The sequence below is a fragment of the Arthrobacter sp. JZ12 genome, assembly GCF_035189165.1.
In the GTDB taxonomy this organism is placed as follows: domain Bacteria; phylum Actinomycetota; class Actinomycetes; order Actinomycetales; family Micrococcaceae; genus Arthrobacter_D.
Genome location: NZ_CP045246.1, coordinates 1,471,349 through 1,496,724 on the forward strand (window position 1 = coordinate 1,471,349; position 25,376 = coordinate 1,496,724).

26 protein-coding genes and 1 tRNA gene are annotated in these 25,376 nt (G+C 63.7%); 21 read left to right on the forward strand and 6 right to left on the reverse strand.

The window, feature by feature from the left end:
- Positions 1-19 precede the first annotated feature (19 nt).
- From rplU to GC088_RS06820, 11 genes are all read left to right on the forward strand, one after another.
- Positions 20-328 carry a 50S ribosomal protein L21 gene (gene rplU, locus GC088_RS06770; protein ID WP_323961978.1) on the forward strand — a complete coding sequence of 103 codons (309 nt, stop codon included), beginning with the start codon at positions 20-22 and terminating at the stop codon, positions 326-328.
- Between the two features lie 53 nt (positions 329-381).
- Positions 382-642 carry a 50S ribosomal protein L27 gene (gene rpmA / locus GC088_RS06775; RefSeq protein ID WP_323961590.1) on the forward strand — a complete coding sequence of 87 codons (261 nt, stop codon included), beginning with the start codon at positions 382-384 and terminating at the stop codon, positions 640-642.
- A gap of 128 nt (positions 643-770) precedes the next feature.
- The gene (obgE, locus tag GC088_RS06780; RefSeq protein WP_323961592.1) at positions 771-2,348 is read left to right on the forward strand and encodes a GTPase ObgE; all 1,578 of its coding nucleotides are present in this window, start codon (positions 771-773) and stop codon (positions 2,346-2,348) included.
- 59 nt (positions 2,349-2,407) lie between these two features.
- Complete coding sequence (gene proB / locus GC088_RS06785; RefSeq protein WP_323961594.1) at positions 2,408-3,556, forward strand: glutamate 5-kinase; 1,149 nt, start codon at positions 2,408-2,410, stop codon at positions 3,554-3,556.
- 42 nt (positions 3,557-3,598) lie between these two features.
- Positions 3,599-4,936 carry a glutamate-5-semialdehyde dehydrogenase gene (locus GC088_RS06790; RefSeq protein ID WP_323961596.1) on the forward strand — a complete coding sequence of 446 codons (1,338 nt, stop codon included), beginning with the start codon at positions 3,599-3,601 and terminating at the stop codon, positions 4,934-4,936.
- Between the two features lie 109 nt (positions 4,937-5,045).
- Positions 5,046-5,288 (forward strand): hypothetical protein, encoded by a 243-nt coding sequence (locus GC088_RS06795; RefSeq protein WP_323961598.1) that lies wholly within the window; start codon positions 5,046-5,048, stop codon positions 5,286-5,288.
- A gap of 92 nt (positions 5,289-5,380) precedes the next feature.
- Positions 5,381-5,986 carry a nicotinate-nucleotide adenylyltransferase gene (gene nadD, locus GC088_RS06800; protein ID WP_416377522.1) on the forward strand — a complete coding sequence of 202 codons (606 nt, stop codon included), beginning with the start codon at positions 5,381-5,383 and terminating at the stop codon, positions 5,984-5,986.
- A 21-nt stretch (positions 5,987-6,007) separates the two neighbouring features.
- The gene (locus GC088_RS06805) at positions 6,008-7,063 is read left to right on the forward strand and encodes a hypothetical protein (RefSeq protein ID WP_323961600.1); all 1,056 of its coding nucleotides are present in this window, start codon (positions 6,008-6,010) and stop codon (positions 7,061-7,063) included.
- 25 nt (positions 7,064-7,088) lie between these two features.
- Positions 7,089-7,499: a ribosome silencing factor gene (rsfS, locus tag GC088_RS06810; RefSeq protein ID WP_323961601.1), complete on the forward strand. Its 411-nt coding sequence runs from the start codon at positions 7,089-7,091 to the stop codon at positions 7,497-7,499.
- Positions 7,496-8,194 carry a histidine phosphatase family protein gene (locus GC088_RS06815; protein ID WP_323961603.1) on the forward strand — a complete coding sequence of 233 codons (699 nt, stop codon included), beginning with the start codon at positions 7,496-7,498 and terminating at the stop codon, positions 8,192-8,194. Before rsfS ends, GC088_RS06815 begins: the two co-directional genes overlap by 4 nt.
- A 127-nt stretch (positions 8,195-8,321) precedes the next feature.
- A tRNA-Ala gene (locus GC088_RS06820) sits at positions 8,322-8,397 on the forward strand.
- A 60-nt stretch (positions 8,398-8,457) separates the two neighbouring features.
- Here the strand turns inward: GC088_RS06820 and GC088_RS06825 are convergent.
- Positions 8,458-9,387, reverse strand: a complete 930-nt coding sequence (locus GC088_RS06825; RefSeq protein WP_323961604.1) for a 5'-3' exonuclease — start codon at positions 9,385-9,387, stop codon at positions 8,458-8,460.
- 14 nt (positions 9,388-9,401) lie between these two features.
- Here GC088_RS06825 and GC088_RS06830 point away from each other — a divergent pair, with 14 nt between their 5' ends.
- Complete coding sequence (locus tag GC088_RS06830) at positions 9,402-9,599, forward strand: hypothetical protein (RefSeq protein ID WP_323961605.1); 198 nt, start codon at positions 9,402-9,404, stop codon at positions 9,597-9,599.
- A 265-nt stretch (positions 9,600-9,864) separates the two neighbouring features.
- Positions 9,865-10,983 carry an App1 family protein phosphatidate phosphatase gene (locus GC088_RS06835; protein ID WP_323961607.1) on the forward strand — a complete coding sequence of 373 codons (1,119 nt, stop codon included), beginning with the start codon at positions 9,865-9,867 and terminating at the stop codon, positions 10,981-10,983.
- 23 nt (positions 10,984-11,006) lie between these two features.
- Here GC088_RS06835 and GC088_RS06840 read toward each other — a convergent pair whose 3' ends face one another.
- A complete protein-coding gene (locus GC088_RS06840) occupies positions 11,007-12,113 on the reverse strand; it encodes an FUSC family protein (RefSeq protein ID WP_323961609.1) in 1,107 nt (368 codons plus the stop codon).
- 353 nt (positions 12,114-12,466) lie between these two features.
- Here GC088_RS06840 and GC088_RS06845 point away from each other — a divergent pair, with 353 nt between their 5' ends.
- Together GC088_RS06845 and metE are read left to right on the forward strand one after the other, a co-directional pair.
- Complete coding sequence (locus GC088_RS06845; RefSeq protein WP_323961611.1) at positions 12,467-13,408, forward strand: methylenetetrahydrofolate reductase; 942 nt, start codon at positions 12,467-12,469, stop codon at positions 13,406-13,408.
- 35 nt (positions 13,409-13,443) lie between these two features.
- Positions 13,444-15,768, forward strand: a complete 2,325-nt coding sequence (gene metE, locus GC088_RS06850) for a 5-methyltetrahydropteroyltriglutamate--homocysteine S-methyltransferase (RefSeq protein WP_323961612.1) — start codon at positions 13,444-13,446, stop codon at positions 15,766-15,768.
- 64 nt (positions 15,769-15,832) lie between these two features.
- Here the strand turns inward: metE and GC088_RS06855 are convergent, their stop codons facing one another.
- Positions 15,833-16,768, reverse strand: a complete 936-nt coding sequence (locus tag GC088_RS06855; protein ID WP_323961614.1) for a LysR family transcriptional regulator — start codon at positions 16,766-16,768, stop codon at positions 15,833-15,835.
- Between the two features lie 368 nt (positions 16,769-17,136).
- Here GC088_RS06855 and nrdH point away from each other — a divergent pair, with 368 nt between their 5' ends.
- The 6 genes from nrdH (at position 17,137) to GC088_RS06885 (ending at position 22,546) form a co-directional block, all read left to right on the forward strand.
- The gene (nrdH, locus tag GC088_RS06860) at positions 17,137-17,382 is read left to right on the forward strand and encodes a glutaredoxin-like protein NrdH (RefSeq protein ID WP_323961616.1); all 246 of its coding nucleotides are present in this window, start codon (positions 17,137-17,139) and stop codon (positions 17,380-17,382) included.
- 48 nt (positions 17,383-17,430) lie between these two features.
- Positions 17,431-17,889 carry a class Ib ribonucleoside-diphosphate reductase assembly flavoprotein NrdI gene (gene nrdI, locus GC088_RS06865; RefSeq protein ID WP_323961618.1) on the forward strand — a complete coding sequence of 153 codons (459 nt, stop codon included), beginning with the start codon at positions 17,431-17,433 and terminating at the stop codon, positions 17,887-17,889.
- A complete protein-coding gene (gene nrdE, locus GC088_RS06870) occupies positions 17,886-20,036 on the forward strand; it encodes a class 1b ribonucleoside-diphosphate reductase subunit alpha (RefSeq protein ID WP_323961621.1) in 2,151 nt (716 codons plus the stop codon). The genes nrdI and nrdE overlap by 4 nt, the downstream gene beginning before the upstream one ends.
- A gap of 126 nt (positions 20,037-20,162) precedes the next feature.
- A complete protein-coding gene (nrdF, locus tag GC088_RS06875) occupies positions 20,163-21,137 on the forward strand; it encodes a class 1b ribonucleoside-diphosphate reductase subunit beta (protein WP_323961622.1) in 975 nt (324 codons plus the stop codon).
- Positions 21,138-21,239: 102 nt separating this feature from the next.
- Entirely contained in the window at positions 21,240-22,088 is an 849-nt protein-coding gene (locus tag GC088_RS06880; protein WP_323961624.1) for a hypothetical protein, read from the forward strand.
- Positions 22,089-22,216: 128 nt separating this feature from the next.
- The gene (locus GC088_RS06885) at positions 22,217-22,546 is read left to right on the forward strand and encodes a hypothetical protein (RefSeq protein ID WP_323961626.1); all 330 of its coding nucleotides are present in this window, start codon (positions 22,217-22,219) and stop codon (positions 22,544-22,546) included.
- A 33-nt stretch (positions 22,547-22,579) separates the two neighbouring features.
- Here GC088_RS06885 and GC088_RS06890 read toward each other — a convergent pair whose 3' ends face one another.
- The 3 genes from GC088_RS06890 to GC088_RS06900 form a co-directional block, all read right to left on the reverse strand.
- Positions 22,580-23,617: an AAA family ATPase gene (locus GC088_RS06890; RefSeq protein ID WP_323961628.1), complete on the reverse strand. Its 1,038-nt coding sequence runs from the start codon at positions 23,615-23,617 to the stop codon at positions 22,580-22,582.
- 38 nt (positions 23,618-23,655) lie between these two features.
- Entirely contained in the window at positions 23,656-24,345 is a 690-nt protein-coding gene (locus GC088_RS06895; RefSeq protein WP_323961630.1) for a Type 1 glutamine amidotransferase-like domain-containing protein, read from the reverse strand.
- A gap of 143 nt (positions 24,346-24,488) precedes the next feature.
- On the reverse strand, positions 24,489-25,322 hold the full coding sequence (locus GC088_RS06900; protein WP_323961632.1) for a YsnF/AvaK domain-containing protein: 834 nt from the start codon (positions 25,320-25,322) through the stop codon (positions 24,489-24,491).
- Positions 25,323-25,376: the final 54 nt, after the last annotated feature.

The following is a 25,376-nucleotide window of genomic DNA, read 5'->3' on the forward strand; positions in this document are numbered from 1 at the left end:
GAGAGAAGTGAGTTCCCAAGTGGTGTACGCGATTGTCCGCGCAGGCGGCCGCCAAGAAAAGGTTTCAGTGGGAGACCTCGTTACCCTTGACCGCGTCCCCGGTGAGGCCGGCACCAGCTTCCAGCTGCCTGCTCTCCTTCTGGTAGACGGCGACAAGGTGACGTCAGCAGCACAGGACCTGGCAAAGGTTACTGTCACTGCCGAGATCGTCGAGAATCTTCGCGGCCCGAAGATTGTAATCCAGAAGTTCAAGAACAAGACCGGCTACAAGAAGCGCCAGGGTCACCGTTCCGAGCTCACCAAGGTGAAGATCACGGGCATCAAGTAACCACACACGGTTACTGATTCCAGGATTCTTTGAGAAGAAGGCAGGCATAACAGATGGCACATAAGAAGGGTGCGAGCTCCACTCGCAACGGTCGCGACTCCAACGCCCAGTACCTCGGCGTGAAGCGCTTCGGCGGACAGGTCGTCAAGGCCGGTGAAATCATCGTTCGTCAGCGCGGAACCCACTTCCACCCCGGCGCAAACGTTGGCCGTGGCGGCGATGACACGCTGTTCGCTCTCGAGGCCGGCGCCGTTGAATTCGGTACCCGCCGCGGACGCCGCGTTGTCAACGTTGTGGGTGCGGCAGCCGAGTAAATACTCGCAACCGCACCGCGCTTCAACGCGACAAGATTTTCGGGTGGGGTGAGCCGGACGGCTCGCCCCACCTTCTTTTAAGCCGCATAGACTCGGCACTGATTGAACATTTCCAAGAGGAGTAGACCGTGGCAAGCTTCGTTGACCGGGTTGTCCTGCATGTATCGGGCGGCACCGGCGGGCACGGCTGTGTCTCGGTGAAGCGCGAGAAGTTCAAGCCGCTCGGCGGGCCCGACGGCGGCAACGGGGGAGACGGCGGCGCAGTCATTCTGCGCGTCGACCCGCAGACCACCACGCTGCTTGACTACCACCACGCTCCGCATCGTCACGCAACCAACGGCGGCAACGGTATGGGGGACTGGCGTGAAGGCCGCAAGGGCGAGACGCTCATCCTTCCGGTCCCGGACGGCACCGTGGTCAAGACCCGCGACGGTGAGGTTCTCGCTGACCTGGTGGGCACAGGGGCCGAGTACGTCGCGGCCGCCGGAGGCCAGGGCGGACTCGGTAATTCCGCCCTGTCCTCGCAAAAGCGCAAGGCGCCGGGTTTTGCCCTGCTCGGCATCCCTGGAGATGCCCGCGACATTGTGCTCGAACTGAAGTCCATCGCGGACATCGCACTGGTCGGGTTCCCGTCCGCCGGGAAGTCCAGCCTGATTGCTGCCATGTCAGCGGCGCGGCCGAAGATCGCCGATTACCCGTTCACCACTCTCCGTCCCAATCTTGGCGTGGTGGAAGCCGGAGATGTCCGCTTCACGATCGCAGATGTGCCCGGGCTGATTGAGGGAGCCAGCGAAGGCCGCGGCCTTGGCCACGACTTCCTGCGGCACGTGGAGCGCTGCGCCGCGCTGGTGCACGTGCTGGACTGCGCGACGCTGGAATCCGACCGCGATCCGCTGAACGACCTCGAGATCATTGAACGCGAGCTGGAGCGCTACGACGTCGACATGAGCTACGCCGGTCCCGGCGGAGAGGTCGTTCCACTCAATGAGCGTCCGCGCCTGGTGGCCCTGAACAAGGTGGACATGCCTGACGGGCGCGACATGGCCGAGTTCGTGCGGCCCGAACTGGAGAAGCGCGGATACCGCGTATTCGAGGTGTCCGCAACCACCCGCGAGGGGCTGCGGCAGCTGGGGTTCGCCATGGCCGAGATCGTGCGCGATGCGCGGGCGAAGCTGGAAGCAGCGCCGCCGGTAGTTACGCCCACCGTCCTGCGCCCTCGTGCCGTCAACGAAAAAGGCTTCACCATCAGGCGCGAGGAGAAGAACCTCGAGCCGCTGTTCAGGGTGCTCGGTGACAAGCCGGAGCGTTGGGTCAAGCAGACTGACTTCACAAACGATGAAGCCGTTGGCTATCTTGCCGATCGGCTCGCTAAGTTGGGCGTGGAGGACGAACTCTTCAAGTCCGGCGCCAGGCCGGGGGACACCGTCGTCATCGGCGAGGGCGACGGCGTCGTCTTCGACTGGGAGCCCACGATGGTCGGCGGAGCCGAGCTGCTCGCTTCGCCGCGTGGGACGGACGTCCGCCTCGAAGAGCTTGTACGGCCCACCCGGGAACAGAAGCGCGAGGACTACCAGAACCGTAAGGATGCGCGGGCAGCCGCGCGTGCCGAGCTGGAGGCGGAGCGGAAGGCCGGCATCTGGACGGAGTCGGTCAACTACAAGCACTCCCAGCCCAAGGCAGCCGACGACGACGGCGACGAGGGCTGACTGCCGCCAGCCGATTCGTCCGGTAAAGATCGCAAGGTAGACACCGACAGAAGGAATAGATGACCGAAAAGCGCCCGCTCAAGACCCGTTCCGGACTGGCCACGGCCAAGAGAATCGTTGTCAAGGTAGGTTCGTCCTCTCTCACGTCACTCTCCGGCGGAATTTCCGACGAAGCGCTGTATGCCCTCTCCGACGTGCTCGCCGCACGACACAATGAGGGCACGGAGGTCATCCTCGTCTCATCCGGTGCCATTGCGGCAGGGCTCGCGCCTCTCGGACTCGCGCGCCGGCCGAACCAGCTGTCCTCGCAGCAGGCCGCTGCAAGCGTCGGGCAGGGCCTCCTGATGGCCCGTTATACCCACGCCTTCGGGGCGCACGGAGTCACCGTCAGCCAGGTGCTGCTCACCCTCGACGACCTCATGCGCCGCAGCCACTACGCCAATGCCCATCGGGCGATGGAGCGGTTGTTGAACTTCCGCGTTGTTCCCATCGTCAATGAGAACGACACCGTGGCAAGCTCGGAAATCCGTTTCGGTGACAACGACCGTCTTGCCGCCCTGGTGGCACACCTGGTCAAGGCCGACGCGCTGGTCCTGCTCTCGGACGTTGATGCCCTTTACGACGGCCCGCCGCAGGACGGCGCCCAGCGTATCCCTGAGGTGCGGGGACCGGAAGATCTCGAGGGCGTCAGCATCGGCAGGACCGGCAAGGCAGGAGTGGGCACGGGCGGCATGGTCACCAAGGTGGAGGCCGCAACCATTGCCGCGGCGTCCGGGATCCCCGCCCTCGTGACCTCGACGGCCAACGCAGCGGCCGCCCTGGCAGGAGAGGATGTGGGTACCTGGTTCAGCACCAGCGGTCGTCGGCAGCCGATCCGGCTGCTGTGGTTGGCTCACCTCGCCCGCATTCAGGGCACGTTGACGATCGACGACGGCGCAGCCAAGGCAGTGGGGGAGCGCAGGCGCTCCCTGCTGCCGGCCGGCATTGTTTCAGTGAGCGGGGACTTCGAGCCCGGCGATCCGGTCGAGATGGTGGACCGCAGCGGCGTCGTCATTGCCCGCGGGCTGGTCAACTACAGTTCCTTCGAACTGCCGCGGATGCTCGGCCGGTCTACGAGCGAGCTCTCGAAGGAACTTGGCCCGGAGTACGAACGGTCCGTGGTGCACGTGAACGACCTGGTGGTTCTGAAGCCGGTTGCGCCCGCGTAAAGCCGGCTGGGGTTCGCTGCCGGTCCTCGTTAGACTGGATGGATGACTGACGTGACAACACAGCAGACTGCCCCCGCCATCCCCGACAGCACCGCTGCCGCGCAGCCGCTGGCTGTTGATGGGAACGTGGAGCAGGCTGTGCACGCCATCGCCGACCGCGCCAGGACGGCGTCGCGGGTCATCGCCCGCGCCAACCGGGCGCACAAGGACAAGGCGCTGCAGGCTATCGGTGAGGCGCTGGTCGCAAACCGCGACGCCATCCTGCGCGCCAATTCACTGGACCTGGAAGCAGGGCGGGCCAATGGGACTTCCAAGGCACTGCTCGACCGCCTCAGCCTGACGGAGGAGCGCATTGCTGGCCTTGCCGCGGCGCTGGACAATCTGGCCGGCCTTCCTGACCCGGTGGGAACCATTGCCCGGGGACAGACACTGCCCAACGGCGTCCGCCTCCGGCAGGTGCACGTTCCACTGGGTGTTGTCGCCGCCATTTATGAGGCCCGGCCCAACGTGACCGTTGATATCGCAGGCCTCGCCCTGAAGAGCGGCAACGCCGTTATCCTCCGCGGAGGCAGCGCGGCGGCGAACACCAACGCCGCACTGCTGGGAATCATCCGTGACGTACTGGACCGGACGGGGCTGCCTGCCGATGCGGTGCAGAGCGTGGATGAGTTCGGACGCGAAGGGGCCAACGTCCTGATGAAGGCGCGCGGACGGGTGGACGTACTGATCCCGCGCGGCGGTCATGACCTTATTCAGACCGTGGTGACCAACGCCTCCGTTCCGGTGATTGAAACCGGCGAGGGTAACGTGCACATCTTCCTCGATGAGAGCGCTGACGAGGAAATGGCCGTGGAGATCCTGCTCAACGCCAAGACGCAGCGTCCCAGCGTATGCAATACCGTTGAAACGCTGCTGGTCCACCGTGATGCCCAGGCAGCGCCTGCCGTGCTGGCTGCACTGGCGGGTGCCGGTGTGCGGATCCATGCCGACAGCCGAATCCAGGCCATTCTCCCGCAGGGCGTCACCGCAGACACCGCGGACGACGACGACTGGGCGCGGGAGTACATGGACCTGGACATTGCCGTGGCGATGGTGGACTCAGTGGATGAGGCCTTGGACCATATCCGAACCTGGAGTACCGGCCACACCGAAGCGATTATCACCAATAACCTCTCTCGCTCCGAGCAGTTCATTGCCGGCGTGGACTCGGCCGCTGTCATCGTCAACGCTTCCACCCGGTTCACCGACGGCGGCGAGCTCGGCCTGGGAGCGGAGGTGGGTATTTCCACCCAGAAGATGCACGCGCGCGGACCGATGGGGCTGAAGGAACTGACCACCACCAAGTGGATCATCCAGGGTGACGGGCAGATCCGGAAGTAGGAAGAAAGTACCTTCCGTTTACCGCGTAGGATAGAGGGGAATCATGCGCTGACGCGCGCCCTCGTAAAATAGTGCAGTCCGTGCGCACCTCATTCCCAAGGGGAGAAGAATGCTGAACCAGATCCTCAACGTTGCAGTAGTGGCAGCCGAGACCGCTGAGCACCACACCGAGCTTCCGATGCCGGCCATCGCATACGGCGCCATCATCATGGGTGCGCTGTTGCTGCTGATGTTCGTGACCATCTCGTTCACCAGCCTGGGGCACCGTCACGAAGCTGTGCGGGAGCACGCGGATCCGCACCGGCAGCACCCCAACAAGCACGATCACGGCGAAGCCTCCCAGCAGCACTGATTTCCTTGACCGTTCCTCCCTCATCAACTGCCCAGCATGGGATCAATCCCAATGCTCCCAGCCGCGGATCATCCCGTTGGCGTCTGGGGGTCATGGGCGGGACGTTCGACCCGATCCACCACGGGCACCTTGTTGCCGCGAGTGAGGTCGCTGCCGCGTTCGACCTGGACGAAGTTGTTTTTGTGCCCACAGGGCAGCCCTGGCAGAAGAACACGAAGGAAGTAAGCCCGGCGGAGCACCGCTACCTGATGACGGTGATCGCGACGGCATCGAATCCGCGCTTTACCGTGAGCAGGGTAGACATCGAGCGGCCAGGGCCCACGTACACCATCGACACCCTGCGGGATCTGCATGCATCCAGGCCGGAAGCGGAGCTCTTCTTCATCACCGGAGCTGACGCGATGGCGCAGATCCTGTCGTGGAAGGACGTTGACGAGCTGTGGTCGCTGGCCCATTTCGTAGGTGTGACCCGTCCGGGCCATGAACTGAGTACCAGGCGTACCGATGTGAGTCTCATGGAGGTTCCGGCCATGGCCATCTCGTCAACGGATTGCCGCCGGCGGGTGTCTGACGGGGAACCGGTCTGGTACCTGGTGCCGGACGGTGTTGTGCAGTACATCGCCAAACATGGGCTGTACCACAGGAACAAATTGGGGGCGGGCCAGACGGTCCACACTGAAGTATCCACCACTACATGACAATCACCGGGTGAGAAAGCAATGAGTAACGGTCACGAGTCCGCACAGAGCCGGAGGTCGCTCCGGAACGCGCGCGAGACTTCTGCCGGGGACCAGCCGCAGTCGCCCGGGGAAGTATCGTCCCCAGCTCCGGCTCCTGCTGCAACGGCAACTCCCGTTCGGGAGCGGCGCAGCCGGAGGGCAGCGAACGCGCCGGTCGATGCGCCGTCGTCGGTTCATCCTTCAACTGAACGGCTTTCGCAGGTGCGCGCGCGCGATCGCGAAATGCTGCGAAATTACCGGGCACTGGCGGACAAGCAGCAGGAGAGACCGGCAGAGGTTCCCACCCGCCGGCAGCTTCGCCTGCAGCAGCAGGCGGCAGCCCAGGTCCCACCGGGAGGACAGCCCGAGGGCGCAGTCAATTCCGGACAGGCCTCCCAGGGCGGCCCGGCAGCGACCGACGGCCCGGAGATGACGGTCGAACAGGCGTTGGCAGCCCGGGAAGCCATTATCGGACAGGCCCAGAACCAGGTCGCGATGATGGAAGCGGCAGCCAAGGACGACCCGTTCTCGGTGGACCTGGAGATTCTGGCCCAGCAAAAGGCCCTGGCCGAACGTGCGGCCATCCTGAATACGCGGGCCCAAAAGATCCAGCAGCTCACTCAGGAAAACCAACTGCGCAAGCCGCTGGTGAATGACCCGACCACGGCACACAACCTGTCTATCGTGTCGCCGGTTGAGTTTGTACGAGCGCCCGCGGAAGATCCTTCATCGCCCGCGCCGTCCACATCCCACATCCCTGTGGTGTCGGCGCCTGCTGTCCCCAGTGTGCCGCCGTCGTCGTCGCCCGTGCCCGAGTCGCCAGGCAGGTCGCGAGTCCTGGCACAGGCAGAGGCGATGGTGCGGGAACAGCGTCGTCCCGGCTCCGACGGCGTTACGCCGATCCGTGCACGCAGTGCCTACGGACTCGATCCGCTGGACGCGATGACCGCGGGCCTGGCCCGTGTGCAGCGCATGCGGATTGTCCAATATTCAGTTGTTGGTCTGGGCGCACTCGCCCTGATCACCGGAATCATGATGATTGTCGGCGGCCTCTAGCTGCCGGCTCCACCCAAGGAGATTAGTGAGCGCATCCGAATCGTCCATAGCGATTGCACGCACCGCAGCGCGTGCAGCATCGGACAAGATTGCCCAGGACATCATTGCCATGGACGTCAGCGAACGCCTGGCGATCACAGACGTGTTTCTGGTCGCATCCGCACCCAGCGAGCGGCAGGTCAACGCGATTGTCGACGGCATCGAGGAGGAACTGGCCAAGCAGGACCTCAAGCCGGTGCGCCGTGAGGGGCGAAGCGAGGGCCGCTGGGTGCTCCTGGACTACGCAGAGGTAGTAATCCACGTGCAACACCAGGAGGACCGCGTCTTCTACGCCCTCGAGCGGCTCTGGGGAGACTGCCCGACGGTGGATCTGCAGTTGGGCGACGGCGACGGCGAGGGCGCGTCAGCCGAAGCTGCTTCGAACGACGGCGAGTGAATCCGCACGCTGTCGACAGCGCAGCCGGGAACTCAGTACCCGAAGGGCGCCGCGTGGTCTTCTGGCGCCACGGCCGCACCGAATGGAACGCGCGCGGCCTGTTCCAGGGCCAGGAGGATATCCCGCTTGACGATCTCGGCCGCCAGCAGGCTTCACAGGCAGCCTATGAGCTGAGGCATCTTGCGCCAACGCTCATAGTCTCCTCGGACCTTGAGCGGGCCCGTGACACTGCCGCAGCCCTGTGTGTTGCGACGGGAGTACCGGCGGAACCTGACGCTCGATTCCGGGAAACTTACGCCGGGCGTTGGCAGGGCCTCGAGTTCGCCGAGATCAGCCGCCGCTATCCCGGGGACCAGAAAGCCTGGCACGAGGGCAGTCCGAACGTGACGGCGGGTGGGGGAGAGAGCAGGCTCGCCGTCGGCGAGCGGATGAAGGCCGGCGTGCTCGACGCCGTTACCCGGCTGGAACCCGGACAGACCGTTATTGTGGTGAGCCACGGAGGTGCTATCCGCGCCGGACTCGCCGCGCTGATGGGCATCCCTCCCGAACTCTGGGGTTCACTTGCTGGCGTGGCGAACTGCCACTGGTCTGTCCTGGAGGAGTTGAGTCCGTCGTCGTCGGGGCCGGTTCGCTGGCAGTTGACTGAGCACAATGTCGGTTTGGCTTCGATGCCGTCCGCTCCATTGGAGGGCTGAGAAGCCCCGCAGGAGCCGATTTTGCGGCGGCGCGAAAATTGTCTACACTGGACAAGTTGCTTCGGCCGGTCGGGGAGATCCGGAGAGGAATTCGAGAAGGATTCTGAACGGCTGGAGAGGCGAGTTTGGGGCTGTGGCGCAGCTGGTAGCGCACCTGCATGGCATGCAGGGGGTCAGGGGTTCGAGTCCCCTCAGCTCCACCAAGAAAACCCCCGGGGAAACCCGGGGGTTTTGCTGTTGGTGGCGAAGTGCCGGCCCTTCCCTCAGCCCCGGGCTGCGTAGGCCTTGAGCACACGGTCAGCGGCGCCGCCCAGGTTCCACGTATCGGCCAGCTTCTTCAGCGTTTCTTCCTGCTCGTCGTCGAGCGGCTGGACCCGTTGCTCGAAGGAACCAAGGTCCAGGGTGCGCACCACGTTCACCACCTGCGGCGCGACGGCCAGATAATCCGCTGCCGCCGCCAGCTTCTGTCGTACTGACGCGGACATCGCCCCCGACGGCTCCCGGCTCGCTTCGAGGATGCCCTCCAGATCGGCGAACTCCCTGAGCAGGCTTGCGGCCGTCTTCTCGCCGATGCCGGCAACGCCAGGTAGACCGTCAGAGGTATCGCCACGGAGCGCGGCGAAGTCCGCGTACTGACTGGGGAGGACCTTGTACTTGCCGACGACGGTCACGTCAGTCACGAGCTCAAGCTTGCTCATCCCGCGCGCGGTGTAGAGCACGCGGATGCCGCGCTCGTCGTCAACGAGCTGGAACAGGTCCCGGTCGCCGGTGACGATGTCCACGGGCATGGCAGCCTGGCTTGCGAGGCTGCCGATCACGTCGTCCGCTTCATGGTCGGCAGCACCGACGATCGGCAGATTGAGGGCCGCAAGCACCTCTCGGATGAGCGGAAGCTGGGCCACCAAACCGGCCGGTGTTTCTTCCACGTCCGGACCAGTTGCCACTTTCCGCGCCACTCGGTGTTCCTTGTAGCTGGGAATGAGTTCCACTCGCCACTGGGGGCGCCAGTCATCATCCCAGCAGGCAACCAAATGCGTGGGTTCATAGTCGGTGACGAGTCGGGCAATCATGTCGAGCAGGCCGCGAACTGCATTCACCGGAGTGCCGTCCGGTGCCTTCAGGCTGTCCGGCAAGCCGTAGAAGGCGCGGAAATAGAGGGAAGGAGTGTCGAGAAGCATGAGTCGATCGGCCACCCGACGATCCTCCCATGGAAGCGCTGGAAGGTGCATTGACCGCGGTCGCCGGACAGTTTGAAGGCAGGAAAGGTTTATCTATTCGGTTGATGAAAGCCTTGATACTGCGGCGGGTCGGGTACAGAATTGACGGCAGGCAACTCAACATCAAGCACGAAGCAATCACTGAAACAGCGCTGAGCGTCACAGAGACGTGGGCCGGTGCAGCATGAAGCGAGTGGGGAATCATGAGTGGGTCAATGCGGTGCCGTCAATGCCAACGTACATGGGTGGTCGAATCCAAAACCGCGGAAGCGGTCACCTCACGGAATCATGCTTTCCTGAACCCCGGTCACCAGACGGTGACCGTTTGGGAGCGTGCCGAGAAGCGGGCGTGGGCTCCGGCCTGAATCATGGCGCCAGGAAGCTGACCTCGAAGCACGCAACGAACGCCGCGGGGACCTGCGGTCACCCGCACGCTCATGCAAGACTGGTCGCATGGCAACCGACGAGGCATCTTCCACCCCCTTGCCGCCGCATGAGGCCGGGGTTCACGAGCGCACGCACCTGGGGCTGATGATTGGCGACACCTGGCATGCGATGCAGACGCGGATCGCGGAGCATCGCGGGCGGGTGGAGACGATCATTCCCTATACCGGCTATGGAACCACAAGCTGGATCCGGGTGCTCGGGCGCGTGGTGCTGTCCAATCCGAGCGACCTGAAGCCGCTCACAGGCAAGGAAACCATGAAGCCCATCAAGGAGGGCCTGAGAGGGTGGCGTAACTTCATCAGCGCACCGGTGCGCTATGCCACGGTGACCTTGGAGGTCGACGGTACCAGCGCCGTCGTGCAAGCCGACCGAGGCGGCGTGATCGACGTGCACATCGAAGCGAAGCTGGAGCCGGGCTGGCACACCGTGCGGCTGAAGTCGGGCGACTCAGTGGTGGCTGAGGCGCCTGTGCGAGTGGTTGAGGACGGCGTGGCTTTCGGCGTCGTGTCCGACATCGACGACACCGTCATGGTCACAGCGCTCCCGCGGCCGTTCCTGGCGGCCTGGAACACCTTCGTCCTCGACGAGCATGCCCGGACGCCGACTCCCGGCATGTCGGTCCTGATGGAGCGGATTGTCCGCAAGCACCCCAACGCCCCCGTGCTCTACCTGTCCACCGGTGCGTGGAACGTTGCGCCGGCGCTCACACGCTTCCTGTCCAGGAACCTGTACCCGGCCGGACCGAAGCTCCTCACGGATTGGGGTCCAACCCGGGACCGCTGGTTCCGAAGCGGGCAGGAACACAAACGGTCCTCGCTTGAGAGGCTCGCGAAGGAATTTCCGTCCGTGAAGTGGCTGCTCATCGGCGACGACGGCCAGCATGACGAGGCCATTTACGCGGAATTCGCCCGTAACCACCCGGCCAATGTGCGGGCGATCGCCATCCGGCAACTATCCACCAGTGAGGCGGTGCTGGCGGGTGGGCGTTCTAAGGCCAACCCGGCCGGTTCCACGCCGGGGATCCCGTGGATCTACGCTCGCGACGGCGCCGGCATGTCCGAGCAGCTGAGCAAGCTGGGGATCGTGGAGGGCACCATGCGGATCGATCCCGAAGACGAGGCCTGAACCGCCATCGACCATCCGGCGATCTATGCCGCTGCGTTCTGATCGACGGTCTCCGACCCGGGGCCTGACTCGGCGCGCACGATCAGGAGAATGCGGCGCAGGTCCATGCCGAGGCTGGCAGTGGCCTGGACCCGATCTTCGGCGGCGGCGCTGGCGGTGATCTGCTGCATTAGGTTTTCCACGGCTTCCTCGGCGGCAGTCATCTTCGATCCCTCGGAATCCCAGTCCGCGACCGCTTCAGCGGTGCGGCCTAGTGCCTCTCCCAGCGGTTCGACGAGGGCAGGGGGCAGGGGAGTGGCCTCCGGGGTACGCCAGATCGCTCCGGCGAGCACTTCCGTCATGTTCTGGACATGGAATGCTATGCGTTCCATCGCCTGAAGCGAATGGTAGTCGGCGGTCAGATCGCGCTGGTGCCGCCGTCGTCGTATGTTTCCGTGACGGCTGCGGTCGGCGAGCTGCACGGCAGAACGCACTTCCTGGCCAAGCTCGCCGAGGCGGCTCTCGCGCTGGGACCATTCTTCGTGCTCAGGCGGCCAGGATTCGCCGATGGCGGCCGCCATGTCGGACAGCTGGAGTGCCAGCGTGTCGCGGAAATTCTTCAGCCCGGCGATCGCTCCGTCCAGATGCAGCGGCGGAAAGAGCAGCATGTTGACGGTGATGCCCACCACCACGCCCACCAGCATCTGGATGAGGTAGCCGAAGGAGTACTCCTGAGGATTGTCGCCGCCGAGCAGGAGCACAAACAGGGCGGCGATCGGAATCCAGTCCTGCCCTGCGCCCAGCTTGGGCATCCCGGCGGCCAGGACACCCAAAGCGACGACGGCGGCAACCGCCACCACGGAGACATCTCCAATGAGGATGACCGGGACGGCGATCACAAACCCTACGGCCAGGCCGAGGAGGGTTTCGAAGCCCTGGCGGGCCGACCCCGCCACTGTCGGGTACATACAGGCCACAGCGCCCAGCGGAGCGTAATAGGGATATTGTGCAGCCACCCCTGGAACCTTCAGGGCCAGCCACCACGCGATTCCTGCTGCGAGGGCCGCTTTCACGGCGAGTAGCAGGCGTCCGTGGGTGATGAGGTGCCTGGCACGCGTCTGCAGTTGTGATCCAGTCAGCAGGCTTGGCATTTCTTCAGTATTGCAACCGAATATGAGAGCCCGGTGAACGCGGCCTTTCCGGCCCTTGGCGAAATGTTTCGCTGGCGTGCAACATTTCTTGAACGCTTGTTGGGACGTGCCGTAACGTTCACCACAAGTTACTTCCGTAACGGGTCAGCGACTCCCAGTCAGGGAGTGTGGGTGCCCCCATGTGGGCCTGACATTTGTTTCGCAGGAGTGCCTGCCGCGCGGCCGCGCGGTGCGTGAATCCTTCCTGCGCCTTTCCTTATTTCATACCGGCTTTTCCGCCCAACCAGCAGCATGCAGGTACGGCGGTCGTGCCTCCATGGCGGAGCCGGATGTCCTAACGATCGAGGATACGAATGTCCCCACCCGCAAAGTCAGCGCATACCGTAGGGCCCCCGGCTTCCGAGCCGTACCCAGCCCTTTCCTACGAACTATTTCCCCCGCGGAGCAGCAGCGCCGCGGAGACCCTGTGGCAGACCATCCGCGAGTTGGAGCAAACCAGCCCGGACTACGTCTCGGTCACGTACGGAGCCTCCGGATCCAACCGGGACACCGCCGTCGAACTCCTCGGCCGGCTTCTGGCCGAAACTTCCCTGAAGCCGCTGGCCCACCTCACCTGTGTGGGAAACACACGGGAGTACCTGTTCAACCTTGTGGATGAACTGATCACCCTCGGTGTCCGGGGCATCCTCGCACTGCGTGGTGATCAGCCGCAGGACTCCTCCGGACACAGCGAGTTGGTTTACGCCAGTGACCTGGTGCAACTGATCCGGACCGCCGAGCGCCGGAGAACGGCGCACCTGTGCGCCGGCCGCCTGGCCGTCGGCGTGGCGGCCTACGCAACGAAGCACCCGGAGTCACCCAGCTTCGACCACGATGTCGAAGCGCTGCTGGCCAAGCAGGCCGCCGGTGCCGACTTCGCGATCACGCAGGTCTTCTTCTTTCCGGATCACTTCGAGCGCCTGGTTTCAGCAGCGCGCCGGGCAGGGGTGGAGATGCCCATCATCCCCGGCGTCATGCCCCTCACCAGCGTTCGCCGGCTCGACCGACTGAGCGAGCTGGCCGGGATAGAGATGGACCACCGGCTGCGCGACCGTTTGGCTGCCGCGGACGACGACGGCGCCCGCCGCCGCATCGGCGTGCAGGCGACGGTCGATCTTGCCAACGCAGCCCTCGACGCCGGCGCGCCCGGCATCCACCTCTACACCTTCAACGAGCACGCAGCTGCCCTCGACGTGCTCGACAACCTCCAGCTTCGACGTCCTCCCATCCCCGGTGGGCTCGGACGCACCGCCTGAACATACGTAACCAAGAGCCAGACAAAGGATTCCTCATGACCACTGCATTCCCGAAAGCCACCATTGTCGGATACCCCCGGATCGGCCGACGCCGCGAACTCAAGAAGGCTGTCGAGGCCTACTGGGCGGGACGTACTTCCGCTGCCGAACTTGAGGCGACAGCAGCACAGCTGCGCACCGACACCTATGCGCGGCTGGCCACGCTGGGCCTCGAAGCCGGCAATTACTCCATCCCGGCGTCGTTCTCCCTCTACGACCAGGTGCTCGACACCGCCGTGACCTTCGGTGCCGTCTCGGAGCGTTTCAAGGACCTGTACGACGCCGACGGCTCGCTCGGCCTCGACGCCTACTTCACGCTCGCCCGCGGCGACAAGGAACGCCAGCCGCTGGAAATGACGAAGTGGTTCGACACCAACTATCACTACCTGGTTCCGGAAATCGGACCGGACACAGCCTTCTCGCTCGCCAACGACTGGATCCTGCGCGACGTGGCCGAAGCGGCCGAAGCCGGCTTCGCTGTCCGTCCCACCCTGATCGGTCCCGTGACCTTCCTCCTGCTCAGCAAGGCTGCCGATGAGGCGCCCGCCGGTTTCGATCCGCTCAGCCGCCTCGATGACCTGCTTCCCCTGTACGTTGAGCTTTTGGGAAGGCTGGCCGAAGCCGGCGTCGACTGGGTGCAGCTCGAGGAGCCTGCCCTGGTCGCCGACCAGGCAATCGCCGAAACGGAGCTGGCTGCCGCCGTCGAGCGCGCCTATGCCGCCCTCACCGCCGGTGCTGACCGCCCCTCCATCCTGGTCACCACCCAGTACGGCTCCCTCGGGTCGCTGCTGCCGGTGCTGGCAGGAACCGGAATCGACGCCCTGCACATCGATGTCTTCAAGGGCGCAGTGCCCGTTCCGGCGGAGCTTGCGAACCTGGGAGCGACCGTGCTGGTAGCCGGTGTGGTCGACGGCCACAATATCTGGAAGGCCGATCTTGGAGCTGCGGCGTACAAGGTCGCCGAACTCGAAGCGGGTGTGCAGACGCTGGCGGTCGCCACCTCTACTTCCCTGCAGCATGTACCGCACGACGTCGAAGACGAGCAGCAATTGGATGCGCAACTGCGCAGCTGGCTGGCTTTTGCCGACCAGAAGGTGGCCGAAGTGGTAACCCTGTCCCGGGCAATCGGTCACCCGGGCGCCATCGACGCGGACATTGCCGCGGCAGACGAGGTCCTCGCCTCCCGCGCCGGCGCGCCCGGTGTGAACCGCACCGAAGTGCGGGAGCGCGCTGCTGCCCTGACGCCGTCGGACTTTGCCCGAGGCGACTACGCAGACCGGCAGGCAGCGCAGGAAGGTGCCCTGAACCTCCCCGCCCTGCCCACCACCACCATCGGGTCCTTTCCGCAGACCGCCGAGGTGCGCTCCGCCCGCGCCCGCGCCAACCGGGGCGACCTCACCGCCGAGCAGTACGAGCAGCTGATGAAGGACGAGATCAAGCGTGTGATCGACCTGCAGGAGGAACTCGGCTTCGACGTGCTTGTGCACGGTGAGCCCGAACGCAATGACATGGTTCAGTACTTCGCGGAGAACCTGGACGGCTTCGACGTGACCGTGCACGGCTGGGTACAGTCCTACGGCTCGCGCTGCACGCGGCCGTCCATTCTTTGGGGCGACGTCAGCCGGCCCGCGCCGATCACCGTTCCCTGGGCGGAGTATGCACAGTCCTTGACCGGGAAGCCGGTCAAGGGAATGCTCACCGGCCCGGTGACCATCCTGGCTTGGTCATTTGTCCGGGACGATCTTCCGCTTGGCGACACCGCCAATCAGGTGGCCCTGACCCTCCGTGACGAGGTGAGCGACCTCGAAGCAGCAGGCATCAAGGTCATCCAGGTGGATGAGCCGGCACTGCGTGAACTGCTGCCGCTTCGCAAGGAGGACCAGGCCGAGTACCTTGAGTGGTCCGTCAACTCCTTCCGGCTGTCAACGGCGTCGGCTGCTCCGTCCACGCAGATCCACACCCACCTGTGCTACTCCGAGTTCGGTGCGATCATCGACGCGATCGACGGCCTTGACGCCGACGTCACGTCGATCGAAGCCGCACGTTCGCGCATGGAGGTTGTGCACGACCTTGAGGCGCACGGCTTCAAGCGCGGCGTTGGTCCCGGTGTCTACGACATTCACTCTCCGCGTGTACCGGCTGAGCAGGAAGTAGTGGAACTTCTGGAGAAGGCAGTGCAGCACGTTCCGGCACGCCAGCTTTGGGTCAACCCGGACTGCGGCCTGAAGACCCGCGGCTATGCGGAGACCGAGGAGTCCCTCCGGAACCTCGTGAACGCTGCCGTTGCCGTACGGGCACAGCTTGGGGCATCGGTTTCGTAGCAGCCCTCATAACCGCTGAAGCGCGGGCCGGATTTTCCGGTCCGCGCTTTGCTTTCCTGCTGTACTAGGCCGGCCGACGGCTGGTGCGAGGGGCAATCTGCCGGTCCTTGAGGACATCGGCAAGCTGATCCATGAACAGGCGGACCTGGGTTGTCTGCTTGCCCGCGATCTGCAGGGCGAAGATGCTGCGTGCCAGGCGAATCTCAGGCACGTCCAAGGCAACGACTCCCTCCGGCGCGCTCAGCATGGCCAGCTCAGGAACCAGCGCCGCCCCCATTCCCGCGGCGGCCATTGCCAGGCTCGCGTTGAAGTCGTCGCAGTAGGCGGCAACGTGGGGGTGCAGGTTGCAGCTGGCGAACAGGCGCTCGATGACGGTGGCGTCCGAGGTTCCTGGGTGGTGCATAATCCAGGGCATGTCGGCGAGCTGGCCGGCGGAGACCGTTGACCCCTCGGCGATTCCCCAGGCCGCGGGTAACACCACCCGGAAGTTATCGTCTCCGATCCACTGGCGGCTGACTGACGAGGGCCAGGCAAGTCCTCCCTGCCCAACCTGGAATACCAGCGCGAGGTCGAGCTCGCCGCCGGTCCGCAGGCCGTGGATGGTCTGGGCCGGCTCTCCGACAAAGACCTTCAGGTTAATTCCCAGACGTTTCCACTGCGGCGTGCCGACCAGCCGGGGGAGTGCGAAGGTGGCCAGGCTAGGGAAGATGCCCAGGCGCAACTCCTGGGAAACGGCTGCGCCCGCCTTCGCCGTGGAGGCTAGGAGTGTGTCTATATCGGTCAGCACCTTGCCCGCGTGCCGGGACATGACGATGGCGGCCTCGGTTGGTACTACGCTCCGCGCGGAGCGGGTGAATAGCGTGACGCCGGTGTCCCGCTCGAGGGCCGACATCTGCTGGGAGACGGCCGAAGCGGTGTAGCCCAGCCGGGTGGCGGCCGAGGCGAATGAGCCGTGCCGGATGACCTCGAGCAGGGTCCGCAGGTGAACGGGGTTGACCACGTCGTCATCCTCTCACGCAGTCGTCGGCAGGCCGCGACACGCCGACGACAACGCGACACGGGGAGAAGTTTTTCTGTGCGGAACTGCTCCACAGGCTGTGGACGGGAGACGTTGAATCCGCGCAATCCCGCCCTTCGCGGAGGGCCTGGAGTGTGGATTTCGTGTGGACTAATCGGGGCACAAATGACATACTTGTAATACATCATCTTGGGGTCGGCGCCACTGCGCTGCACTAGATGTAGTATCTAGATATCGAATTACTTGCTGGCGAGGCAGTTCCCGCGCCCGACCATGAATGGTCTGAGCAGCGGCATGTAGCCCACCAACATTGGCCGGATTAGCAGCACTTCACAAGGGGAGTTAGGGACATGACCGTCACGGTTTACACCAAGCCAGCATGCGTACAGTGCAACGCCACTTACCGGGCCCTCGACAAGAAGGGCATCGCCTACCAGAGCGTTGACATCTCACAGGATCCGGCCGCCCTTGAGCGCGTGCGTTCCCTCGGTTACATGCAGGCACCGGTCGTGATCACCGACAAGGACCACTGGTCCGGATTCCGTCCCGACAAGATCAACGAGATCGCCCAGGGTTCGGTTACTTCCGTAGCCTAGGGGCCCGCAAGCTCGCTTTCCCTCCGTGAGAGGGCGGATGTGGTCAGAATGACAACACCAACCATCAGCAGAAGCGCCTACGGGCGGGCAATTGGGGAGCCGGTGGAAACCGACGCGTCGTTGATTTACTTCTCGTCGGCGTCGGACAACACGCACCGGTTCGTCAGCAAGTTGCCCGTCCGTTCTGCGCGTCTTCCGCTCCTTACCGGGGATGACACACTGCGGGCGCTGAAGCCCTTCGTACTGGTCCTGCCCACCTACGGGGGGACTGGTGGGAAGGGGGCTGTGCCCCGGCAGGTGATCAAGTTCCTCAACATCGAAGAGAACCGCCTGCTGCTTCGAGGCGTCATTGGCGCCGGCAACACCAACTTCGGGGATACCTACTGCCTTGCCGCCGACATTGTCGCGGCGAAGTGCGGTGTTCCCGTGCTTTATCGTTTCGAACTTATGGGGACGTCCGAGGACGTCGACCGGGTCACCCACGGATTGGAAGAGTTTTGGACATGACAGTCGCTGAACCAGAAGCACCCGCACTTCCCGAGCGCTACAAGGGACTCGGCTACCACGAGCTCAACGCCATGCTGAACCTCTACGGTCCGCAGGGCGAGATCCAGTTCGAGGCAGACCGCGAAGCAGCGCACCAGTACTTCCTTCAGCACGTCAACAACAACACCGTCTTCTTCCACGACCTCGAGGAGAAGCTCGACTACCTGGTGAAGAACCAGTACTACGAGCGCGAGACGCTCGATCAGTACACCATGAACTTCATCCGCGACCTGTTCAAGCGGGCGTACCAGAAGAAGTTCCGGTTCGAGACCTTCCTCGGCGCGTTCAAGTTCTACACCTCGTACACGCTGAAGACCTTCGACGGCAAGCGTTATCTTGAGCGCTACGAGGACCGTGTATGCATGGTTGCCATGCATCTTGCCCGGGGCAACGAGGAACTGGCCACCCGCATGGTGGACGAGATCATCGATGGCCGGTTCCAGCCCGCCACTCCTACCTTCCTCAACGCCGGCAAGAAGCAGCGTGGAGAACTGGTGTCCTGCTTCCTGCTGCGCATCGAAGACAACATGGAGTCCATCGGACGGTCCATCAACTCTGCGCTCCAGCTGTCCAAGCGCGGCGGCGGCGTCGCGTTTGCGCTGACCAACATCCGCGAGGTAGGGGCGCCGATCAAGCAGATCGAGAACCAGTCTTCCGGCGTCATCCCCGTGATGAAGCTCCTCGAAGACAGCTTCTCCTACGCCAACCAGCTGGGCGCACGCCAGGGTGCGGGTGCGGTGTACCTGCACGCGCACCACCCGGACATCAACCGCTTCCTGGACACCAAGCGTGAGAACGCCGACGAGAAGATCCGCATCAAGACCCTGTCACTGGGTGTCGTGATCCCGGACATCACCTTCGAACTGGCGAAGAAGGACGAGGACATGTACCTGTTCTCGCCCTACGACGTCGAGCGCGTCTACGGCATGCCGTTCTCGGACGTCTCCGTCACGGAGAAGTACTACGAGATGGTCGATGATTCGCGTATCAAGAAGACCAAGATCAAGGCCCGCGAGTTCTTCCAGACGCTTGCCGAGATCCAGTTCGAGTCGGGCTACCCGTACATCATGTTCGAGGACACGGTGAACCGGGCCAACCCGATCGACGGCAAGATCATCATGTCCAACCTGTGCTCGGAGATCCTGCAGGTCTCGCAGCCCACCACCTACAACGACGACCTGTCGTACGCCGACACGGGCAAGGACATCTCCTGCAACCTGGGTTCGCTGAACATCGCGAAGACCATGGACTCTCCTGACTTCGGTTCCACGGTGGAGACCGCCATCCGCGCGCTCTCCGCGGTCTCCGACATGTCCAACATCACCTCGGTGCCTTCCATCGCGAAGGGCAATGACGCGTCGCACGCCATCGGCCTGGGGCAGATGAACCTGCACGGTTACCTGGCGCGGGAGCGGGTCCACTACGGCTCCGAAGAGGGCCTGGACTTCACGAACATCTACTTCTACACCGTCGCCTACCACGCTGTCCGGGCATCGAACCTGCTTGCAATCGAGACCGGCCGTACCTTCGGTGGTTTCGAGAAGTCCAAGTACGCGTCGGGGGAGTACTTCGACAAGTACACGGAGCAGCAGTGGGTACCGCAGACCGAGAAGGTACGCGAGCTGTTCAAGGACGTGCACATTCCCACGCAGGATGACTGGCGTGAACTCAAGGCATCCGTCATGAAGCACGGTATCTACAACCAGAACCTCCAGGCCGTGCCGCCCACAGGATCGATCAGCTACATCAACAACTCGACCTCGTCCATCCACCCGGTAGCGGCGAAGATCGAGATCCGCAAGGAAGGCAAGATCGGCCGCGTCTACTACCCGGCGCCGTACCTGACCAACGACAACCTGGACTACTACCAGGACGCGTACGAGATCGGATACGAAAAGATCATCGACACGTACGCCGCGGCCACGCAGCACGTAGACCAGGGCCTGTCGCTGACGCTGTTCTTCAAGGACACCGCCACCACGCGCGACATCAATAAGGCGCAGATCTACGCATGGCGCAAGGGCATCAAGACGCTCTACTACATCCGGCTCCGCCAGCTCGCGCTGGAGGGCACGGAGGTTGAGGGCTGCGTCAGCTGCATGCTCTAGGCACCAAAAAAGCCAACGACGACGTCGGCGGGCCGGCGTACGAAAGCCGGCTCGCCGTCGTCGTACATTTATAGATGAAGACACTGCCCACAGGCAGTTCCAGCCAAATCAGGACAAGGGGTCACCATGACCGAGAAGGTCAAGTTGCTGTCGCACGTTGAGGCGATCAACTGGAACCGTATTCAGGACGACAAGGACGTAGAGGTCTGGAACCGTCTGGTCAACAACTTCTGGCTGCCCGAGAAGGTGCCCCTGTCCAACGACGTCCAGTCCTGGAACACCCTGACGCCCCAGGAGCAGCAGCTCACCATGCGCGTCTTCACGGGCCTGACCCTGCTGGACACCATCCAGGGAACCGTGGGCGCGGTCTCGCTGATTCCGGATGCGCTCACTCCGCACGAGGAAGCGGTCTACACGAACATCGCGTTCATGGAGGCCGTCCACGCGAAGAGCTACTCCTCGATCTTCTCGACGCTATGCTCCACCAAGGAGATCGACGACGCGTTCCGCTGGTCCACAGAAAACGAGAACCTTCAGAAGAAGGCTCAGATCGTAATGGACTACTACCAGGGTGACGACCCGCTGAAGCGCAAGGTCGCCTCGACACTGCTGGAAAGCTTCCTGTTCTACTCGGGCTTTTACCTGCCCATGTACTGGTCTTCGCGGGCCAAGCTGACAAACACGGCCGACCTGATCCGCCTCATCATCCGGGATGAAGCCGTGCACGGCTACTACATCGGCTACAAGTTCCAGCGCGGACTGGAGACTGTGTCCGAGGAGCGCCGCCAGGAGATCAAGGACTACACCTTCGAGCTTCTGTTCGAGCTCTACGAGAACGAGGTGCAGTACACGCACGATCTGTACGACGGCGTCGGCCTGTCCGAGGACGTCAAGAAGTTCCTGCACTACAACGCCAACAAGGCCCTGATGAACCTGGGCTACGAGGCGATGTTCCCGTCCTCCGTGACCGATGTGAACCCGGCCATCCTGTCTGCGCTGTCACCGAATGCGGACGAGAACCACGACTTCTTCTCGGGTTCGGGATCGTCGTACGTCATCGGCAAGGCCGTGAACACCGAAGACGAGGACTGGGACTTCTAGATCCTCCACCAGGAGCCAGTAGGCAACTCCACCACTAGTTGGCGAGTTGCCTACTGGCTCTTCTGCGTTTAGCTCATCGCGGCGTGCGGTAGCGTGGCGGTCATGGGGGACGAAATGACGCAGCAGGAGCAGCAAGAAGTATCAGGGAATGACACCGGTCTGTGGCGCGCGGAACTTCGATCACTCATCACCGGGGTCAATTCGGCGGTACTGGTCATTGCCGTTGCTGCCGGTGTGTGGGGAGTCTTTGACGGCATGGCGGACGCTAGAGGCGATCGTTTCGGAGGAAGCCTCATCTTTGCCGCCCCGATGGTCTATGCCGGCTGGTGCATGTTAGAGCCGGCGCTGCGCCGCAACACGAGCACGGGGTCGGTGATGATGCGACTGGCATCGGCCTTCCTGATTGCACCAGGGCTCGTAGTTGTTCCGATCGCAGCCGTCCAGGGAATCGCCCTGATCTTCCCTGGCATGCGACAAATGATCGAGAACGCAGCCGAAAACAACGGCGGAAACCACCACTACTGGTCCGAGGGTCTTGGCATCCAGCTGCTCCTCATCCCGTTCGCAGGCTGGGCAGCAGGCATGGGTGTGGCGCTCTTCGCTTGCATGATCCTGACTCTGCCGATCTTGTCCCTGCGGGCACCCAGCGTTGTGTCGAGCGGTTCGCACATCGAATCGGTAGCCGCCGAACAACGAGCACCGACAACCGCGTTCGTCTTCTGCGGCCTCGGAGCCACGATGCTGGGGATCGTGCTCTGGAACTTCGGTGACGGTGGAAGCATCACCGAGTTCCCCGAAGACTTCGGGCGCTTCATGGGCGCGCTCTCAGCCGGCGCTTTCCTCTGGAAGGACGCGGTGTGGCTGATCGGCGTGGTTTTCGTCGTCGCCGGTGTGCTCGCAATGGCATGGGGGTGTGTGCCCGTAACGGCAGCGCGGAGGCGCAAGAACTGACCCCTGACGGGCCTCGTCAATCACCCCGCTCCCGGTGGATGCGGAGTGCGACGGGTTTTGTCTAAAATGTGATCTGTTTTGCCGCCCAGTTGGGTAACCAACAGCGATGCGCCGCACACATAGTGGGCATGACAGCACAAGCGTTCGACACCGCAGGCACGGCCCAAGCTGAGCCGCTGTGGGAAGTAAAGATCGGCAGCGCCGCCGGCCAGTTCTTCACCTCGCGCCGCAAGGCAGCTGAAGGTCTGGTCCGCCTGGCTGAACACCGGATGAAGCAGGGGAGGCCGCTGAACTTCACCGTCCTTCGCCTGGACGACGAGGACAAGCCCGACCGGGATGCCAGCAGCGACGTCGCTGAGGTGTTCGCCGCTACCGGTTACCCGGCAAATGACGATGAAGGGCTGCGCGAGGGCACCATCGACTGCCTTGAGGCGATCCTCCCGTCTGACTTCGCGTGAGCTCGAGGCGTCCTCCGCGCTCACTCCACGCGCTCACTCCATCAGCCAGCGCCACCAGCGCGGCTGGTCCCGCTTCGGCTCTGGCGTCGGTTCCGGTTCCTCACCCAGAGCCTGTGCGGCCTCAACAAGGTCGTCCGCCGTCAGCGTCATGACGGCCTCACGGTCGAGTGCGTCGAGGCTTTGATTCTCATTGAGGGACAGCCGCAACGCCTGGCGGTTGAGCGCCTGCTCAAATAGGGTGCGGGCAAAGCGTGCGTTGCCGGAGTCCTCGCCCGCGTGAAGCCCGGTGAAGATACGGCGCAGCACCTGGTCCGCACCCGGTTCCAGCGTGTACTCGTGCTGGGCCAGCATCTGGTGGAAGATGGTCTGGAGTGCGTCGACTGAGTAGTCGGGGAACGTGATCTCTCGAGCGAACCGCGAGCGTAGTCCGGGGTTCGAGAGCAGGAAAGACTCCATCAACCGCGGGTACCCGGCAACGATCACCACCAGGCGGTGGCGGTGGTCCTCCATCCGCTTGAGCAGGACCTCGATAGCTTCCGGTCCGAAGTCCGTGCGGCCGTCCTCGGGCGCCAGCGCGTAGGCCTCGTCGATGAACAGGACGCCGTCTAGCGCACGCCGGATCACCCGATCTGTTTTGATGGCGGTGGCACCAACGTACTGCCCGACCAGGCCTGAACGGTCGACCTCAACCAGATGGCCTTTTTGTAGCAGGCCAACCGCCCGGTACATCTCGGCAAGGAGCCGTGCGACGGTGGTCTTGCCTGTGCCAGGGTTTCCTAGGAACACCAGATGCTGTGAGGTTGCGACCTCCGGCAAACCGTGCGCTTTACGGCGGGCCTGGACCTGGAGCAGCGCCACGAGCGCCCGGACCTGTTCCTTTACGCTCTCCAGCCCGACCAGCGAGTCGAGCTCGGCCTGCACGTCGGAGAGTGGTCGGGCCGGCCCGGACCTCGGACCGATGAGATCGCCGACCAGGTCGTCGACGCGCTCGGAGCCGGGCAGCTTGAGCTGATCGGCCAGATGCCCGATGGTTTCGCGCAGTTCGTCAAGCGGATGGCGGCTGGGAGCCATGCATCAACTGTAGTACGTACGCTGATTCCTGAGTCGAGTCAGCAGCCGTGGGCCGCTCCCTTCGGGAAGTACCGCCAGGTGCCCTCTGTAATGATGTCCACGGCATCATCGGTCACGCTGATGGCCGTCTGATCATCGATGGCGTAGGACGGGTGGCGTATACCGGCAGCCCATTTCTCTGCTGCTGCGAGGGAGTTCCCGGGTGCACCATCAGGCGCGAGATGCGGGCAAATCGAGAAGTGAACCATTCCCAGTGCGCTATCGCCGCCCGTCGTCGGCTTCCAGCCGATGAATTCTCGGCCGATTTGAGGAGTCATCACCATGCTGCCGGCGCTCATTCCAACCCACACGGTACCTGTCAGCGACGGAAACATCTCGGCCAGCCCCGACTGCTGCACCCAGTGATTCAGGTATAGGGCGTCACCGCCCGCCGCGAGCAATACGTCGGTCTCGAGTACGAGTGGCTTCCACCGCTCTTCATCGATGCTCGGCAGCGCGGTCAATTCCAGCACGCCGACTGACTTCCACCCCAGGTCGACCATGGGGTTCTCGGACTTTCCGCTGATGAATTCCCATGCCCTGACGCCGGGACCCACCCACGGGTGACCATACTGGGCGGTGGGAATGCACAGTGCCGTGGACGCGCTGATCGGCTTGCCGATAAGTTCTTCCAGCGCAGCGAGGATTGTTGTGTTGGTGACGCCTGCCGAGGTGAGAAGAAGCTTCACGGCGCCATCCTAGCGGCTGCCGGTCGTCGCGCCGCGACTCATTCGGTCCCCCCGGTTCCCATCCGGGTAAGCGTCAGGCCCGCCGCTCCAGTTGGAGCTGCGGGCCTGACTACGTCTTCAGACGATGGGTTGGAGCGCGAAGGCTAGATACGTCCGTCGCGAGTGGTTTCGACGTCGTCGGTGTCGATCTGTTCCTTACGAACTTCCTCGCTCACCGTCTGCTGCTCCGTAACGGTCTCCTTATCGAGGCGAACGCGCTCGACCGGCACGGCCTCCTTGGCGACGACGGGACGCTCCTCGTGGAGGATGACCTCGTGCTCCTCCTCGCTAATGGCAGGGCCGTCGTAGGCTGCGTCCACGTTGGCATCCGTGATCGGCTCGCGTTCGATCCGGACCTCTTCACGCTGCACCGGAACGGTCTGCGTGACATTCTCGGTGACAACGTACTTGCGCAGGCGTGCCCGGCCGGTCTCGACGCTCTGGGTACCGACGCGGAGCTGCTCCTCGGAGCGGGTCATGGCGTCATCGGTGGTCGGGCCGGAGGTGTCGTGACCGACGGTGGCGCGATCCGATTCGAAGTTCCCGGTGGTCCCAGCGGTTCCGGTGAAGGTTTCACCGCTGGTGTGCTCGCCGTTGCTGTATTCAACATTGCCGAAGCCGTTAGCCAGGCCGTAATAGCGGTAAAGCTCAGCCTCTTCCTGCTCGCTCAGGTGTCCGTCAGGTGCCACGTTCGGCGCGTCCTTGACCTTTGCCTTCTGGTGGGCCACCCGGATGTCGTTGCCTTCAAGGGTGGCTCCCTCGAGCGGTGCGAAAGACTCGTTCGAGCCAAACAGTCCGGTGTTGACTGTGACCCAGCTCGGGTTGTTGGTGTGGTCGTCCAGGTAGATCTGTCCGACAGAACCGATCTTGTCGCCGTCGCTGTCGATTACCTTTCCGCCAGCTTCAAGGATCTGGGAAATGTTGTTTTCGGAAATCATGCTGTTCTCCTTCGTCAACGATCCGCCGGGTTTCCGGCCTTCCGTGACCTAACC